At 67.3% G+C, this 15,638-nt stretch carries 19 protein-coding genes; 12 read left to right on the plus strand and 7 right to left on the minus strand.

Features of this window, described 5'->3' with window-relative positions:
- The first annotated feature begins 89 nt into the window (after positions 1–89).
- From ACWEV3_RS24760 to ACWEV3_RS24770, 3 genes are all read left to right on the plus strand, one after another.
- The gene (locus ACWEV3_RS24760; protein ID WP_452616202.1) at positions 90–1,112 is read left to right on the plus strand and encodes an LLM class flavin-dependent oxidoreductase; all 1,023 of its coding nucleotides are present in this window, start codon (positions 90–92) and stop codon (positions 1,110–1,112) included.
- Positions 1,113–1,544: 432 nt separating this feature from the next.
- On the plus strand, positions 1,545–1,811 hold the full coding sequence (locus ACWEV3_RS24765) for a hypothetical protein (protein ID WP_452616203.1): 267 nt from the start codon (positions 1,545–1,547) through the stop codon (positions 1,809–1,811).
- A gap of 139 nt (positions 1,812–1,950) precedes the next feature.
- The gene (locus ACWEV3_RS24770) at positions 1,951–2,427 is read left to right on the plus strand and encodes a hypothetical protein (RefSeq protein WP_452616204.1); all 477 of its coding nucleotides are present in this window, start codon (positions 1,951–1,953) and stop codon (positions 2,425–2,427) included.
- Positions 2,428–3,139: 712 nt separating this feature from the next.
- Here the strand turns inward: ACWEV3_RS24770 and ACWEV3_RS24775 are convergent.
- Positions 3,140–3,766, minus strand: coding sequence for a TetR/AcrR family transcriptional regulator (locus ACWEV3_RS24775; protein WP_452616205.1), 627 nt, complete (start codon positions 3,764–3,766; stop codon positions 3,140–3,142).
- 77 nt (positions 3,767–3,843) lie between these two features.
- On the opposite strand from ACWEV3_RS24775, the gene ACWEV3_RS24780 reads away from it, so the two are divergent.
- Complete coding sequence (locus ACWEV3_RS24780) at positions 3,844–4,812, plus strand: zinc-dependent alcohol dehydrogenase family protein (protein WP_452616206.1); 969 nt, start codon at positions 3,844–3,846, stop codon at positions 4,810–4,812.
- Positions 4,813–4,989: 177 nt separating this feature from the next.
- Here the strand turns inward: ACWEV3_RS24780 and ACWEV3_RS24785 are convergent, their stop codons facing one another.
- Positions 4,990–5,415, minus strand: a complete 426-nt coding sequence (locus tag ACWEV3_RS24785) for a nuclear transport factor 2 family protein (RefSeq protein ID WP_452616207.1) — start codon at positions 5,413–5,415, stop codon at positions 4,990–4,992.
- 83 nt (positions 5,416–5,498) lie between these two features.
- On the opposite strand from ACWEV3_RS24785, the gene ACWEV3_RS24790 reads away from it, so the two are divergent.
- Entirely contained in the window at positions 5,499–6,068 is a 570-nt protein-coding gene (locus ACWEV3_RS24790; protein WP_452616208.1) for a PadR family transcriptional regulator, read from the plus strand.
- Positions 6,049–6,546: a S8 family serine peptidase gene (locus tag ACWEV3_RS24795; protein WP_452616209.1), complete on the plus strand. Its 498-nt coding sequence runs from the start codon at positions 6,049–6,051 to the stop codon at positions 6,544–6,546. The genes ACWEV3_RS24790 and ACWEV3_RS24795 overlap by 20 nt, the downstream gene beginning before the upstream one ends.
- Here ACWEV3_RS24795 and ACWEV3_RS24800 read toward each other — a convergent pair.
- The 3 genes from ACWEV3_RS24800 to ACWEV3_RS24810 form a co-directional block, all read right to left on the minus strand.
- Positions 6,528–7,595 (minus strand): alkene reductase, encoded by a 1,068-nt coding sequence (locus tag ACWEV3_RS24800; RefSeq protein ID WP_452616210.1) that lies wholly within the window; start codon positions 7,593–7,595, stop codon positions 6,528–6,530. The genes ACWEV3_RS24795 and ACWEV3_RS24800 overlap by 19 nt on opposite strands.
- 98 nt (positions 7,596–7,693) lie before the next feature.
- Positions 7,694–7,951 (minus strand): hypothetical protein, encoded by a 258-nt coding sequence (locus tag ACWEV3_RS24805; protein WP_452616211.1) that lies wholly within the window; start codon positions 7,949–7,951, stop codon positions 7,694–7,696.
- Between the two features lie 215 nt (positions 7,952–8,166).
- Positions 8,167–8,598, minus strand: coding sequence for a hypothetical protein (locus tag ACWEV3_RS24810; protein ID WP_452616212.1), 432 nt, complete (start codon positions 8,596–8,598; stop codon positions 8,167–8,169).
- Between the two features lie 663 nt (positions 8,599–9,261).
- On the opposite strand from ACWEV3_RS24810, the gene ACWEV3_RS24815 reads away from it, so the two are divergent.
- The 4 genes from ACWEV3_RS24815 (at position 9,262) to ACWEV3_RS24830 (ending at position 13,232) form a co-directional block, all read left to right on the plus strand.
- Complete coding sequence (locus tag ACWEV3_RS24815) at positions 9,262–9,654, plus strand: MarR family winged helix-turn-helix transcriptional regulator (protein ID WP_452616213.1); 393 nt, start codon at positions 9,262–9,264, stop codon at positions 9,652–9,654.
- Between the two features lie 262 nt (positions 9,655–9,916).
- Positions 9,917–10,420, plus strand: coding sequence for an MFS transporter (locus ACWEV3_RS24820; RefSeq protein ID WP_452616214.1), 504 nt, complete (start codon positions 9,917–9,919; stop codon positions 10,418–10,420).
- A complete protein-coding gene (locus tag ACWEV3_RS24825) occupies positions 10,384–11,457 on the plus strand; it encodes an MFS transporter (RefSeq protein ID WP_452616215.1) in 1,074 nt (357 codons plus the stop codon). The genes ACWEV3_RS24820 and ACWEV3_RS24825 overlap by 37 nt, the downstream gene beginning before the upstream one ends.
- 149 nt (positions 11,458–11,606) lie before the next feature.
- On the plus strand, positions 11,607–13,232 hold the full coding sequence (locus ACWEV3_RS24830; protein ID WP_452616279.1) for an MFS transporter: 1,626 nt from the start codon (positions 11,607–11,609) through the stop codon (positions 13,230–13,232).
- Positions 13,233–13,372: 140 nt separating this feature from the next.
- Here the strand turns inward: ACWEV3_RS24830 and ACWEV3_RS24835 are convergent, their stop codons facing one another.
- Positions 13,373–14,017, minus strand: coding sequence for a hydrolase (locus ACWEV3_RS24835; protein WP_452616216.1), 645 nt, complete (start codon positions 14,015–14,017; stop codon positions 13,373–13,375).
- Positions 14,018–14,306: 289 nt separating this feature from the next.
- Here ACWEV3_RS24835 and ACWEV3_RS24840 point away from each other — a divergent pair, with 289 nt between their 5' ends.
- Both ACWEV3_RS24840 and ACWEV3_RS24845 read left to right on the plus strand, forming a co-directional pair.
- Positions 14,307–14,603 (plus strand): putative quinol monooxygenase, encoded by a 297-nt coding sequence (locus ACWEV3_RS24840; protein ID WP_452616217.1) that lies wholly within the window; start codon positions 14,307–14,309, stop codon positions 14,601–14,603.
- Between the two features lie 176 nt (positions 14,604–14,779).
- Positions 14,780–15,178, plus strand: coding sequence for a MarR family winged helix-turn-helix transcriptional regulator (locus tag ACWEV3_RS24845; RefSeq protein WP_452616218.1), 399 nt, complete (start codon positions 14,780–14,782; stop codon positions 15,176–15,178).
- A 56-nt stretch (positions 15,179–15,234) separates the two neighbouring features.
- Here ACWEV3_RS24845 and ACWEV3_RS24850 read toward each other — a convergent pair whose 3' ends face one another.
- Entirely contained in the window at positions 15,235–15,459 is a 225-nt protein-coding gene (locus ACWEV3_RS24850) for a hypothetical protein (protein WP_452616219.1), read from the minus strand.
- Positions 15,460–15,638 lie beyond the last annotated feature (179 nt).

The following is a 15,638-nucleotide window of genomic DNA, read 5'->3' on the forward strand; positions in this document are numbered from 1 at the left end:
GCGGGCGTTCTCGGGCAAAGCGCGTTCTGTGTGATCGCGTCGTTCGCTGGTCGCGGAATCAGCCGGTGGGTCGGGGCGTTGGAGCGGTTATGAAGCGCATCGGATTCCTGTCGTTCGGGCACTGGTCCGACACTCCGCATTCGCAGACCAGGACCGCCTCCGACTCGTTGCTGCAGGCCATCGACCTCGCCGTGGCGGCCGAGGAGCTCGGTGCCGACGGTGCTTTCTTCCGGGTTCACCACTTCGCCCGGCAGCAGGGCTCGCCGTTCCCGCTGCTGGCCGCGATCGGCGCCAAGACCTCGCGCATCGAGATCGGCACCGGCGTGATCGACATGCGGTACGAGAACCCGATGTACATGGCGGAGGACGCCGGGGCGGCGGACCTGATCTCCGGCGGCAGGCTCCAGCTCGGCATCAGCCGCGGCTCGCCGGAGCAGGTGATCGACGGGTGGCGGTACTTCGGCTACCGGCCGAACGAGGGCGAGACCGAAGCCGACATGGCCCGCAGCCACACCGAGGTGCTGCTGAAGGTGCTGGAAGGCGAGGGGTTCGCCGAGCCGAACCCGCGCCCGATGTTCGCCAACCCGCCCGGGCTGCTGCGCGTCGAGCCGCACTCCGAGGGCCTGCGGGAGCGGATCTGGTGGGGCGCCGCCTCCAACAGCACCGCGGTGTGGGCGGCCAAGCTCGGCATGAACCTGATGAGCTCGACCCTCAAGGACGACGAGGGCGGGGCGCCGTTCCACGTGCAGCAGGCCGAGCAGATCCGCGCGTTCCGCAAGGCGTGGGCCGACGCCGGGTGGCAGCGCGAACCGCGCGTGTCGGTGTCGCGCAGCATCTTCGCGCTCACCAACGACCTGGACCGCGCGTACTTCGGCCGCGACAGCGGCAGCGCGGACCACGTCGGCTACATCGAGGAGAACACGCGGTCCATCTTCGGCCGCACCTACGCCGCCGAACCCGACGTGCTGGTGCGGCAGCTGGCCGAGGACGAAGCGATCGCGGAGGCCGACACGCTGCTGCTGACCGTGCCCAACCAGCTCGGGGTGGACTACAACAGCCACGTGCTGGACAGCATCCTCACCCACGTCGCGCCCGCCCTCGGCTGGCGCTGAACTCCACCTGCCGGGTGACGGCTTCGGCTGCGGATCCGCGCTGCCGAAGCCGCCCTCCGGCCCCGTACGTCCCCTCTCGGCGGGGCCGGTCAAAGACGCGCCGGCGAACAGCGGTCCGCACGGCCGCGTGCCTTCCTGCCGGATTTTGAATGCGCTGATTGTCGCCCAGTAGAGGTAACTGCGCCGCTCTAACGGGTGATCAAAACTGGACTTTCGCCCCGAATTCGAGTGCGACACACATTCATTTCTGCTGGTCAGGAGATCAATGGCTGGTTGCCGGTCGCGCTGTCCCGCTTGCGTGGCGACCGTTGGGAACGCGGGATAGCTTCCACGAGCGCTTGATCCCTGATCAGGTGTTCGCACAGGTGCTTTCCGGCTGCGGTCCGCCGGAGCCCGCTGCGAACGGTACGCCAGTGTGGCAAGGAGCCGATCATGAGCCTTCGTCGCATCGCCATTAGCGGCACCGCACGCGCGGTGCGGCCGCTGATCGCCGCCGCGCCGGGCTTGGCGTACCCGGCGCTCATCGCCTGCGCGGGCACCGCGTCGGCCGAGCGCCCCGTCCACGTGATGGCCCCGGGCACGGAGGTCGTGACCACGGCCTCCGCCGAATTCCCCACGGCGCCAACCGATCCCGAGCCAGCTCCGGCGGCCCGGGAAGTCGTTCCGCCCGGCCTCGCGTTGCCCCGGCCGGCGAAATAGTCGCTGGGTGAGTAGGTCCACCTGCGGTGACCCGGCCGCAGATGGGAATTTCCTCATGGAAGAAGGAAAAGAGGGGAAACCGATGCGATCTGTGCGCAAGACGGCTTTCAGGGCCGTCGTTCTCGCTGCAAGTGCCGGCATGCTCGTCGGCGGAACGCCCGCGTTGGCCGACAGCGCCGGCAACGACGGCATCAACATCGGCAACGACAACAACCTGAGCGTGCTGCCGGTCCAGCTGTGCGGCAACAACGTCGGAGTTCTCGGTGCGGTGGTGCCCATCGGCTCCCCGCAGAACTCCGAGTGCACGAACGCTCCCATCGTGGATCACCCCGGTGCGGACGAGCCGCCCGCAGACGAGCCGCCCGCGGCCGGGCCCCCCGCGGATGAGCCGCCGGTGGCCGGACCACCGGCAGATGAACCACCGGCAGGTCAGCCGCCGGCGGAGCAGCCACCCGTGGGCCAGCCGCCCGCGTCCGGGCCGCCCGCAGGCAAGCCGCCGGTGGTGAAGCCGCCGTCGGGCATGACCCCGTCGACCGGGTCGCAGGGCGGGGCGGAAGACCTGCCGGTCGCGCCGACTCCGGTCGCCGTCGAGGGGCACCACGCGGTCACCGGCTGAAGCACTCCGGACACCCCGCCGGCCACCTGCACGTGGGATCACTTCCCCGGCAGGTGGCCGGCGGGCCGTTGCCGGCCTCCTGCTCGCGGTGTGATGAAGCGCGCACGTCGAGGTTTTCGCCGCCGCGGCCGGACTTCCGATCTATTGTTGGAGCGCATCGCAACTCCAAGTCCTCGAAGCGGTCCCAGGTGGCTACGTCCTCGCCCCGCTGGTCACGAGCGCTCGGCGCCCGAAGCCCAAATCCGCTAGGCGAACGTCCATGGTGGACGGACGCTGAGCGCGCCGCAGGCCGTCGGAAACGATGTCGCCGCCATGTCGGTCGCGAAGAAGGCCCGCAACGGCCAGCTCTCCCGCGCGGAGATCGACCGGCTCCAAGCGCTCCGGCCCGAGGTGCCGTACCCGGGGAAGATGCCGCCTGCATGAACCAGCCGACGGCACTGACGGCTTTACCGGAACGCTGACGCAAATCCGGGGGAGAGGTGAACTCCGCGACGACGCGCCTAGCGTCCGAAAAGCCCCACGTCGCTGGGAACCTGACATGACAACGGAACAGGTGAAGACGTGAGCCTGGGCCGCGCGGACGCCACACTCGACATCGACCACCTCGCCGGCGGCGCTGTACGTCAGCTCGCCCGGCAATCCAGGCGCCGCCGTCGACATGGCGATCGTCGTCCGGCCCGTCTTCGTCATCCGGTGCGGAATGGTGTGCCGTTCACGGCCGGTGAGGGGGTCGGGATGATGCCATCTCCTGTCGATCTAACGTCGGCGACGAGGCTTGGAACGCCTGGATCGTGAGCTCGGCGAAGCGCCGGGAAGCGGCGACGCGGGCAGTCGGGGAAGCGGCCTGGATGCCGCTGTTGGCCATGAGCACGAGGATCAGGTCGTCCAGGACGACGTCGGGGCGCAGGCGACCGGCGTCCTTGGCGCGGCGGGTCAGTTCCGCGATCGACTTCAACGCCCGTTCGCGGTCCGTGGCGAAGTCCATCGCGTTGGGGAAGGCCGACATGAAGGCTGTGGTGAAGCTCCGGTCGCGTGCGTGCAGCTCGAAGAGCTTCTCGATCACCAGGCAGAAGCCGTGCCACGGGTCCGGGTCGGCGAGCCCCTCGTCGACGATGGTGTAGCACGCGCGCATCTGGTCCGCGAAAGCCTCGGTGGCCAGCATCTCCTTGGTGGGGAAATGGCGGTACAGGGTGGCGGGGCCGACCCCGGCGCGCCGGGCGATCCCCCGCATCGGCACGTTCAGACCTTCGGCGGCGAACGCCGCACGAGCCGCGTCGAGGATGCGTTCGCGGTTGTCCCGGGCATCGGAGCGCAGGATGTGAGGCAAACGATCGGGCACGCTCTCACTTTAGCCAAAACGGACGGCAGCGTCCGTTACTGTCCGCCGCCGAGTCACCCCAGAGCACGGAGACGACAGTGAAAGCAGTTGCGGTGCAGGCGTTCGGAAGCCCCGAGGGCCTCGCGATCATCGACCTCCCCACCCCGAGTCCCGCCGACGGGCAGGTGCTGATCACCACCGAGGCGATCGGCGTCGGCGGCGTCGACGCCGTGATCCGAAGCGGCGCTCTCGCCGCCTACGGCTTCAAGGACGGTCACATCCTCGGCGGTGAGATAGCGGGCACCGTGGCCGCGGTCGGCGATGGTGTCGACACATCATGGGTCGGTCAGCGCGTGTGGGCCTTCACCGGCGTGGGCGGCGGCTACGCCGAGCAAGCGATCGCCCCGGCCGCGACGCTCCTCCCCCTCCCGGCGACCATGTCGGCCGCCGACGCGGTGACGCTCGGGAGCTCCGGAGTGGTGGCCCACTTCGGCCTTCGCCATGCCCACTTCGCTCCCGGCGAGACGGTGCTGGTGCGCGGCGCGGCCGGTGGCATCGGGATCATGGCGGTCCAGCTCGCGGCTCGTGGTGGTGCCAGTGCGGTGGCGGTCACCACATCGTCACCCGAACGTGGCGATCGTCTGCGCAAGCTCGGCGCGACTCACGTGCTGGACCGCGCCGGCGAGGGTGAGGACGCTCCCGAAGGCTACGACGTCATCATCGACATCGTCGCCGGCGCGCACCTGCCTTCGTTCTTCGCCAAGCTCAACCCGAACGGTCGCATGGTGGCCGTCGGCGCAGTCGCAGGTGACCCGCCGGCGGACTTCGCCGCGGAGATGTTCGCGGCGTTCCAGAAATCGATGTCGTTCGCCACCTTCAGCGCCAACACCGTGCCCGCGGCTGACCGGCAGGCCGTGACCGCCGAGCTGTTCGCCGCCGCAAGTCGCGGCGAACTGGACGCGGTTGTGCACGAGGTGCTGCCGTTGGAGCAAGCTGTGCTGGCCCACCGGAAAATGGACACTGGCGAAGTATTCGGCAGAATCGTGCTCATGCCCTCGGGGAGCTAGAGCACGCTGCGGCCCCGCCCTCTAGATCGTGCTTGAGCGGGAACGCGAAGAGGGCAGACTCGCTTCGCCTCCGGCGTGCGTTCCAAGCCCGCCAACCCAGGCGGTGGTGGGCTTTTCGGGCGCCCTCTACATAGGACAGCGGGTCTGTCGAGGTGGCCGGTTCGTGAGCTGAATGTGTCAGCTCCCGTTGGGGAGTAGGCCTTCTGCGATGAGGGCTGCGTGTACCGCCTCGCCCAGGGTCGTTACCGCGCTCAGGGGGCGGACCATGACCGTGAACTCGTCGATCAGGCCGGTTCCGTCCAGTTGGATCAGGTCGATTCCGTGGATCTGCTTGCCGTTCACCACCGAGCGGAAGATCAGCACGTGCGAGTCCGCCGCCGCGCCCGTCGCCGTTTCCGCCGTGCCCTGCAGCTCGCCGACGTAGCGGAACTCTTCGAAGACGCGCCGCATGAGGACGCCGAAGACGCCCAGGACCATGGCTCGCCCTTCGAACGGGCTGAACTTGATCGGGCTGAAGAACCTCGGCTCGGGCGCGAACAGCGGCTCCAGTGCGTCGACGTCGCGCTCTTCCACCGCGGTGCGGAAGCGGTCGATGGTATCCATGCGGACTCCTTGGTCAAGGATGTGATTAGTCCTAAAACTGACTATAGTGGCGCTGGACGGCCTCGGCTAGGGAGTGATGTGCGATGGCCTTGCGGCATGCGGTGCTGGCGGCGTTGCTGGACGGCGAGTTCAGCGGTTACCAGCTGGCGAAGGCGTTCGACGTCGGGATGGCCAACTTCTGGCACGCGCTGCCGCAGCAGCTCTACGCGGAGTTGGCGAAGTTGGAGCAGGACGGGCTGGTCTCCGGCCGCGAGGTCGTGCAGGAGGCCCGGCCGAACAAGCGGCTGTTCGCGGTCACGGACGCGGGTCTGGCCGAACTTCAGCGGTTCGCCGCCGCCCCGTCCAAGCCGTCGTTCATCCGCGACGATCTCCTGGTCAAGGTCGCGGCGGCCGATTCGGTCGATGCGGCCGAGCTGATCGGCCAGCTCGAAGAGCGCGCGGCGATCGCCGAGGCGAAGATCGAGCTCTTCGACAAGCTCCTGCGCAAGATGCGGGGCGAGCTCGCCGAAGCGGATTTCCTTGCGAGCGCTGCGAAGATCGGTCCCTACCTGACGTGCTTGCGGGGGCGGCGGTTCGAGAGCGAGAACCGCGACTGGTGCAACGCGACCGCCTCGGTGCTGCGAGCCAGGGCGGGTGCCGATCTCCAGGGATGACCGCACTCCGCGCTACGCCGCGGTTCGTGGCGCTCGACGACAGACCGAAGGGCTCAACGCAGCCGGGCAGCCCGGCGCTTGCGCGGAGACCGGTGCGCCGGTCGAACTCGTCGCGCCCGGCGAGGGCGTCGTCAGCATCGGCCCTGGCGGGGCGGGGCATTGGCAGGGCTCGGGCACCGCCTACGCGACTCCTTTCGTCTCCGCCACGGCGGCGCTCGTCCGCTCGTACCGCCCGGAGCTGACCGCCGACCAGGTCGCGCAACGCCTGCTGGCGACCGCGAATCCGTCGGGAGGAACTATTCCGGACCCGAACACCGGTTCTCGTCCCGGCCGGGCGTCGCCGGGGCTGGCGCCCCGCCCGCGAGGTCGTCGTCGCGGACGGGGACACCGACCCCCGCTGATCAACTGCTCTGCGCCGAGCCCCGATGTCTTGGCCTGGCGTGAGCAACGAGGTCGCTCTCAGGCGAGGGTGGGGTAGTCGAGGTAGCCGGTGTCACCGCCGCCGTAGAGACCTTCGGGGTTGATCGGGTTGAGCGGGGCATTGCTGCGGAAGCGCTCGACCAGGTCCGGGTTGGCGAGGAAGCCTCGGCCGAAGGAGATCAGGTCGGCCCCCCGCCGCAGCCACTGCTCGGCGCTCGCCCGACCGGCGTCGGACGGTGGTTCCGGGAAGGAATTGAGGGGGTTGACCACGAGGATGCCCGGCCAGGAGGCGCGGATCTTGTCGTTGACGTCCTCATCCTCAGCGGCTACCAGGTGCACGTGGGCGATGCCCAGCGGCGCCAGGGCGGCCAGTAGCGCCGAGTAGAGCTCCATCGTGTCGGTTTCGTCGATGTCGTTGATCGGCTTGGCGGGGGAGATGCGCAGTCCCACCCGGTCGGCGCCGATCGCACCGGCCACGGCCTCCGCGACCTCGATGACGAAGCGGATGCGCCCCTGGATGGAGCCGCCGTAGGCGTCCGAGCGCTGGTTGGTGTTGGCGGCGAGGAACTGGTGGAGCAGGTAGCCCATCGCGCTGTGCAGTTCCACGCCGTCGAACCCGGCCTCGATCGCACGGCGTGCGGCATCGGCGAATTCCGCCACGATGGCCTGGATTTCGGAGATGGTCAGCTCGCGCGGCTCGACGTAGTCCTGAGGCCCCGTCGGCGTGAAGATCTGCCCGTCCGCGCGGACGGCGGAGGGAGCGACCGGGGTCAGGCCGTGCACGCTGGGGTGGCCCACCCGTCCGGAGTGCTGGATCTGGTTGAAGATGCGTCCGCCTGTCGCGTGCACGGCGTCGGTGACCGCGCGCCACCTCGCCACGTGTGCGTCGGTGTAGATACCCGGGGTCGACGGGTAGCCCTGTCCTTGCAGCGAGGGCTGCGTGCCCTCGGTGATGATCAAGCCCGCCGATGCGCGCTGGGCGTAGTAGGTGGCCATGCTCGGCGTGGGGATGCCGTCCTGATCGGCACGGCTGCGGGTCATCGCCGCCATCACCATGCGATTGGGCAGGTCCGACCGGCCAACGCGGATCGGTTCGAACAAGGACATGGGAATCTCCTTCATGCTCGCGGGAGCGCTCCCGGCTCTTCCGGAAGGCGCCGGGACTCGGGGTCGGTACGGTTTGCCGAAAGGGCTTTGGCGCCAGATCACACGGCCTTGAGCCGTGTGGCCGGGCCGGCGTTCGTGGTGTTGGCGCGCGTGGTCCCATCGGTCGACTTGATCAGGAAGATGTGCGGTGTCCCGACGCCCTCGGTTCGCCACAGCGTGGCCGTGTGGTCGCGCCGGTGCCTGGCTTTCGGTGTCGGCTTCCGCAGCTGAAACCGGTTGGACGCCAGCCCTGCGATGCCGAGTGCAAACGGGAGCGACAGGACTCCCGCCGCGAGAATTCGGTTGATTTTGAACATTGGAGAACACCTTGTGCTGCTAGAGATTCGTGTTGATCGCCAAGCGTTTGAGGGCGTAGCGGCGCTGCCTCGATGGCTTGGCGGAGGAGAAACCTGCGCGGCGATCTCATATCTGGCTCAGCCGTAGCCGGAACAGAATCGAAGGGGGTGTGGTGGGTTCTCGCCGTCGGCGAGAACCCACCACGTGCTAACGCTCGATGGTCAACGAACCGTGCTCACCGAACGATGTGCAGGTCGTGACCGATCAGGCCGTGGTCCAGGAAGCACAGCTTGTCCTGGTGCTTGTGGTAGTGGCCCCGGACCCAGTGGCCGTTTTCCCACCGGTATTCCCAGCGGACGTCGCGGTGGTTCAAACGACCGCCGCGGTCCGCCACCCGCACCGACGCGTGGCTGCTGGCCTCGGCGGAGCCGCGGCCCTGAACCTGAGCGGACGCCTGGCTGCTGGCCTCGGCCGAGCCGCGGCCCTGGACCTGAGCGGACGCCTGGCTGCTGGCCTCGGCCGAGCCGCGGCCCTGAACCTGGGCCGACGCCTGGCTCTCGACACGGATGTTGGTGTCCTGGCCCTCGGCGGAGGCCACCCCGGCGATTCCTAGCGCGAGCGGGAGCGTCAACGCTCCAGCAGCCAGCACCCGATTGATCTTGCGCATCAGCAATGCACCTCGTTGTGTTTGATCATTCGAATCTTGCTGTCGGGCTTCCGGTATGGGTAGCTGATCCACATCGTCGGCCCGGGTGGCTACGAGATCCGCATGCTGATCTCGTATCCGCCTCAACCGCCGAGATCCAACGGGTAATCCCCGGTGATCTGTGTTGAATGAGACGGGATTTTTCCTTGCGGGATAGCGAACATCCGATCAAAATCATGCGCCCGCATAGAAGTTATATGCATGCGCATTGAGTCGCAGTGGGCGCATTGGGGACCGTGTGACTGGAGTGCTGTCCATGGTCACGGCAGGTGTTCGGGGGGTAGCGGAAAACGGAGCACTCGAATTCGTGGTTCGCCGAAGTGCGACATCGGGTCGATCACGGACTATTACCGACCGATTACGCTGTGATGCTCGCGATCGGGACCGGAAGTCATGTGCAACGGCACGGCCGGTGTTCGCGCCGCAGGTGGAAGGCGCTGCTTCGGTGGCGCTGGTGGTCCGATTCGGTCTGGCGGATGCGCGAAGGGGTGCGGTGCGGTCGCCTGGTCAGCACGCCTGACTGCGACATGCGTGAGCATCGGGGTAAGTTTGCTGGTGAAGCAGGCTCAGGAGGGGTCGTCGATGGGGCGGGGCATGAGGTCGGCCGGGGAAGAGCGAGAGCTGATGATGCTTCTGCTCGGAGCTTTGGCCAGGATGCGCGAGCACCTCGACTCGGCGGCTGTCGATGTCGGCCTGAGCCTTCCCCAGGCGCACACGCTGCTGCGGCTGGAGCGACCTCAGCGGATGGGAGAGCTTGCGGGTGCTCTGCATTGCGAGCCCTCCCACGTGACTGCCATCGCAGATCTGCTTGAGTCGGCGGATCTGCTCAAGCGGCAGCCTGATCCGGCCGACCGCCGCGCCAAGCGACTCGTGCTCACCGCGAAGGGGAAGAAGCTGCGGGAGCACCTGCTGGTGCGGCTGGGAGAGGGCTTTCCGATCGTATCCGAACTCGATGCGGGACAGCGAGACGCCTTGGCGGAGCTGCTGCACGCGGCGCGGGACGCCTCCGGCGACTGACATCGTGCGCCACTGACCCTGTTGGCCCTGGGCAAGCAGGGCGTACCAGCCTGCACTTGCCGGGCAGGGGCGAGCTGGCAAGCCGCGTTCGGCGCCCCCGGGAAAATAACTTCACTCACAGAATGTTTCACTAACTGAAGCAAAATGCTTCACTTGCTGAAGCAAGTGCCCCGAGGTGGGTTCCACTGCCTGTCGCTCGCCGCTGCCGGACAAGGCTCGGTCGGCGAGCAGGTCCGGGCCGTGATGTGGATGGAGTCCTGGGATGTTTCGCAGTGTGCCGTACAAGTGGTTGGTTGCGATTGCCTTCGTGTTCGGCCTGTTCATGGAGATCTTGGACATGACGGTGCTGAACACGGCACTGCCGGCCTTGGGGCGGCAGTTCGGTGTCGGTACGGAAAGCCTCCAATGGCTCGTCACCGGCTATCTCGTGAGTATGGCCGTGTTCATCCCGGCATCGGGTTGGGTGGCTGATCGCTTCGGCTCCAAGAAAACGTTCTTGTTCGCCTTGGCGGTGTTCACCGCAGCGTCGCTGTGGGCCGGATTCGCCGGTTCGCTGGCCGAGCTGGTGGTGGCCAGGATCGTGCAGGGTGTGGGAGGCGGGCTTCTCACACCGGTCGGGACCGCGATGCTGTTCCGGGCATTCCGCCGGACGAACGCGCGCAGGCCTCGGCGATCCTGTCGATCCCGACCGGCCTCGCTCCGGCTTTGGGCCCGGTGCTGGGCGGATGGTTGGTCGACAACGTCGACTGGCGCTGGATCTTCCTGATGAAGGTGCCGATCGGCGTGGCCGGGATCGCCTTCACCGCGGCGGTGATCCGTGAGGAGCGAACTGACCACCCCGGGCGCTTCGACGTCATCGGGTTCCTGGCAGGCGGTGGCGCGCTTGCGTTGCTGCTGGTGGGCTTTGATCAGGGCGCTGCCGGCGAGTGGGGTAGCGCGTCCGTGTTCTTGCCGCTGATCGGAGGCGCCCTGCTCGCGGTCGTGTTCGTGATCGCTGAACTGCGCATCGCCGAGCCGATGATCGATCTCCGGCTGCTTCGCATCCGGCTGTTCCGCACCGGCAACCTGCTGATGCTGCCGGCGTCGGGCGCGCTGATGGGCACGCTGTTCCTGACCCCGCTGCTGCTGCAGTCGTTGCTGGGCGTGGACGCCACCGGATCGGGGTTGGTCACCATGTTCCAGGCGTTGGGTATGACGGCGACGATGCCGTTCGCCGGACGGCTGTACCAGCGGCTTGGTCCACGCTGGATGTTGACCTCCGGCTTCGCCGCCATCGCCGCGTCCGTTGCGGCGCTGCTCCCCGTCGGGGCCGGCAGCAGCTTGTGGGCCGTGCGGATTCCGATGCTCACGATGGGCATCGGCATGGCGCTGACGGTGATCGCGTTGCAGGCTGCGACCTTCGCACAGGTGAGTCCGGCAGCGATGACCCGTGCGTCGTCGGTGTTCGCGACCACACGTCAGGTAGCCGCGGCCGTGGGAGTTGCGCTGGTCGCCACCATCCTGACCCTCCGAACCGAGCAGCGACTCGGTGGGCTGGGACCGATGGTGACCGAGGCCGCCCGGCAGGACGCGATGCTCAGCGCCTTCCGCGACACGTTCGTCGCCGCCCTCGTAGTCGCCGCGCTGGGCCTGCTGATCGCGTTGCGGGTCCGCGACGCGGATGCGGCTGCGTCCATGCGATCGACGAAAACGGCTGCCGAGAAGGCAGAAACCGGAGTTGGAAGTGGGCCGGAACAACCTCGGGCGGGCCACCACGGTCGAGCTGACGAAGAGCACCAGCACGACACCAGAACTGGACTGTAACCGCTGGCGGGCCGACCCGCTGCGACCCCGTGCCGGAGGTCGACGCCACGCGCTTCGCTGCGCCCATCGTCGGCTCATGGCCTAGCTTGTGGGGCAAGCGAGGCGACCGCATCGGCCGCGTGACGCCGGTTCCCGGGAGGCGGATTGTGATGGCAGCGCCGGGAAAGCGTCGCTGGGCGTTGTCAGCCCAGCAGTCGTCGTGGGCGCCCATGGCTTCGGGTGTGTTTCGCGCACTGTGGTTCGCGCAGCTCGGATCCAACGTGGGGACTTGGATGCAGACTGTCGGCGCTCAGTGGCTGCTCGTGGGCGAACCGGAAGCGGCACTGCTGGTCTCGTTGGTCCAAACCGCGGTGACGCTCCCCGTGATGCTGCTGGCGATTCCGTCCGGGGTACTGGCCGATCTGCTCGACCGCCGACGCCTGTTGATCAGCGTGCAGCTGGCCATGGCCGTTCTCGCGGCTGCGCTGGCCGTGGTGACGGGGATGGGGCTGATAACGCCTGCGGTTCTGCTGTTGCTGTTGTTCCTGCTGGGGTGCGGCCAGGCGTTGACCGGTCCTGCGTGGCAGGCCCTGCAGCCGGAACTCGTTGTCCGGGAGCAGATCGCCGCAGCTGCGGCGCTGGGTGCGATGAATGTCAACATCGCGCGGGCGATCGGCCCGGCCCTCGCCGGGGTGATCGTGGCGCTGTTCGGCCCAAGCTTCGTGTTCGCGGTGAATGCGGTTTCGTTCTTGGGAATCGTAGCGGTGCTCGGGGCCTGGCGACGAACTCTTGCCGATCTACCGCAACCCCCCGAACGGCTTCTGCCTGCACTGCACGCCGGTGCTCGCTACGTGCGTTACGCCCCGGTGGTGCGACGAATCCTGCTCCGAGCTACCTTGTTCATCCTTCCGGGCAGTGCCATCTGGGCCCTGTTGCCGATTGTGAGCAACCAAGCCTTGCATCTCGACGCGACCGGCTACGGGATCTTGCTTGGATCCCTCGGGCTCGGAGCAGTTGCCGGCGCATCGACGTTGTCCCGCGTGCGGTCTGTCCTCACGGCGAACCAGCTGCTGGCTCTGGCCGCGGTGTTGTTCGCCGCCGGGACTGCGCTGCCCGCAGTGGTGTCCAGTGCGGGCGTGGTCACCCCGGTGTTGTTCTTCGCTGGTTACGCGTGGCTCGTTGTGCTGTCGACGTTGAACTCGGCGATGCAACTTTCCTTGCCCGCTTGGGTCCGTGCCCGAGGCCTGGCCACCTACATGCTGGTTTTCATGGGCGGCCAAGCGCTCGGCTCGATCTTGTGGGGCGCGCTGGCCGCCGTCACTGGATTCACCGCGGCGCTTGCGATCGCCGCCGCACTTCTGCTCATCAGCGCCGCGACGGTGGGCCTGTGGCCGTTGCGACCGGAGACGGCCCGAATGGATCGGGCTGTCAGCGCGCACTGGCCGGAACCGGTACTGGTGTTCGAACCGATGCCCGAGGACGGCCCGGTGCTCGTGCTGAAGACCTACCGCGTTGCCGAGGAAAACCGCGAGGCCTTCCGGGCTGCGATGTCAGACGTGGGCAAGTCGCGGCAACGCACCGGAGCGGTGCACTGGTCGCTGTTCCAGGACGGCGCTGACGCGCACCGCTTCGTCGAAACCTTCCTGGTGCGTTCCTGGGACGAACACCTGCGCCAGCACCAGGGCCGACTCACCGGCACGGATCGCGAAATCGAACAGCACGCCGAATCGTTCGCTGAGGCCCGCCCAACGGTCGAGCACCTGTTCGCCGCGCATCCGACCGCCAGGACGCCTTGAAAGCGCGATGGTGCAACGACCTCCTGGTCTCCGACGTAATCCGCAGTCCGTGCGCCGGTCCCACGGGCCTGACGCACGTGGGGTTCACCGCCCACGACCGCAGAGTGGCTGCAGACGTGTTCGGGTCCGTGGTGTGCCGGTCAGTGGTGTTCGCGGTCGTAGGCGAATTGCAGGCCTGCGGTGCCGCCGGTCTCGATGAACAGGTTCATGAATTCGTCGGCGGTTTCTTTGCGGGCCCAGTCGCGTTGGAGTTCGCAGAGCAGTTGGACCCAGGTGATGGGGTGTGCGCCGGCTTGTTCCACTCGCTGCAGTGCGGCGTCGTGGGAGGCCGTCGAGGTGCCGCCGACGGCGTCTACGACCGGGTAGACCTCGTAGCCCTCGCGCAGTGCGTCGAGTGTGGGGAAGGTCAGGCAGGCTTCCGTCCACAGCGCGGCCATCACCAGCTTCTTGCGGCCGGTGGCCTTGACCGCGTCGACGAACTCCCGGTCTTCCCAGGCGTTGATGGAGGTGCGGTCGTAGGTGGGGAGGTCGTCGAGGACCTTCCGGAGTTGCGGGATCGGCGGCTTGTTGAGGCCGGTTGCGACGTTGACCGTGGAGTGGACGGTGGGCAGTCCGTAGGTGCGTGCGATCTTGGCCAGTCCGACGATGTTGTTGACGAGTAGCTGGCGGTCCATCGAGTTGATCGAGTTCACCTGGACCGGTTGGTAGTCGATGATGACCACCGCTGCGTTCTGCGGTGTCAGCAGGGCGTCGGTCTCGGGATCGCGGATTTGTTCGCTGGTCATCGGCAGCCTCCTGGCAGGATCGTGCTTCCGTGCGAGGATCGTGGACGCTCCCGGGCTAGTGTGCTCCCTGCTGGGGTGGCCACGCATGGCGAGTGCCGAAGGCGTGGTATCCCAGCGGAAAAGCACCGGAATTCCCGTCTGGCAGAGAATTGATCACCAAAGCCCTTGCGATCTCCCGGGTTGTTCTTTGCGCATTGCGGCTTTCGGCTCGCAACCGGCAGGAACGGCAAGCTACGCTTGTGACGCCAAAATGGTTTTCGGTTCCAGATAGGCGAAGGGTGGGTTGGAAATGGGTGAACTCTTCATTGTCGTTGGATTGCGCGCCAAGGCGAACAAGGAGAACGACCTGCGTCGTGACCTGGCCGAGTTGGTCGAACCCTCGCGTCAGGAAGAAGGAAATATTCGATACGACCTGTTTGTCGACCGGGATGATCCAGGGCTGTTCGTTTTCGTGGAGCACTGGGCTAGCGAAGAAGCGCGAAACAAGCACCACATGGAAGGTCCGCACATCCAACGTTTTCATGGCGATGGTATAAGAAATGTGGAGCGGGCGGAATTCTCGCACATGCTCAACCGCGTGGCGTGAGGTCCGGACTGCCCATGTGCATCTCGAGCCGGCGTCTCTTTGAGCCCGCGGTGGGAGGTGGGGGTCGATCACGGCCAACAGATGCTTGCGGCTGAATCGAGGTAAGCTCGCTGATCGTGGGACCAGCGGCTGTTGCGAAGGTGCCGAGGCGGTACAAGGTCGCGGTGTGGCGATCGATGATGGAAGTCCACGCGGCCGTGTTGCACGAGATCGAAATCGACCTGGCGAACAAGCATGGTCTGTCGCTGAACGAGTTCGACGCGCTGATCAATATTCCGGCTGCAGGGGTCCGCTTCCGCGAGCTCACTGACCGGGTCATCCTGAGCCAGAGCGCACTCAGCCGTCTTGTTGACAGGCTCGAAGCCAGGGGGCTCGTCGTGCGGATCGGTGCAGAGGAGGACTCCCGGGCTGTGGAGCTCGAGCTCACCGAGGAGGGGAAGAAGCTCGCGCGGAGTTCTGCCCGCACGAATGCGGCAGCGGTCGAGCGGGCCTTCGCCGACCGGCTTTCCGGTGCGGAGCTGGAATACCTGTACGAGGTGTTCTCCAGGCTCCTGGGCGGGCCGGTCGAAATCTGACCACCCAACCGTTCGTACTGGATCCTGGTGGTGCTGGGCTTCTCAGGTTCTGGTGGTCAGGTGTGTGTTGCGCCCGTCATCGGGGCTGACTGGCTGGGGCGGTCGAGCAGCGGCGTCTGCGCCAGCCGGACCACGCGCCGGCGGTTGACGAACTGGGCACGCCCGGGCGGAAGCTGCCGGGGCCGCAGGTCGCCCACGAAATTGCCTTCGTCCTTGGGGCACGAGAACAGCAGCACCGGCGTGCCGAGCTCCCACGGCCGGCGCATCACCGGGTCCATCATCGCCCGGCCGCCCCCGGGCGTGCTGCGGGCGACGATCAGGTGCAGCCCGACGTCGTGGCCCTACAACAGCCGTACGGCATACGGTACACTGTACCGGAAGGCTGAGTGCGGGAGGAGACGCGGGTGCGGCTGGGGCGGTGCGCGGTGGTGTTCGATCCGGCGGATCCGCCGCGGGCGGG

This window comes from Saccharopolyspora sp. NPDC003752 (assembly GCF_053605825.1).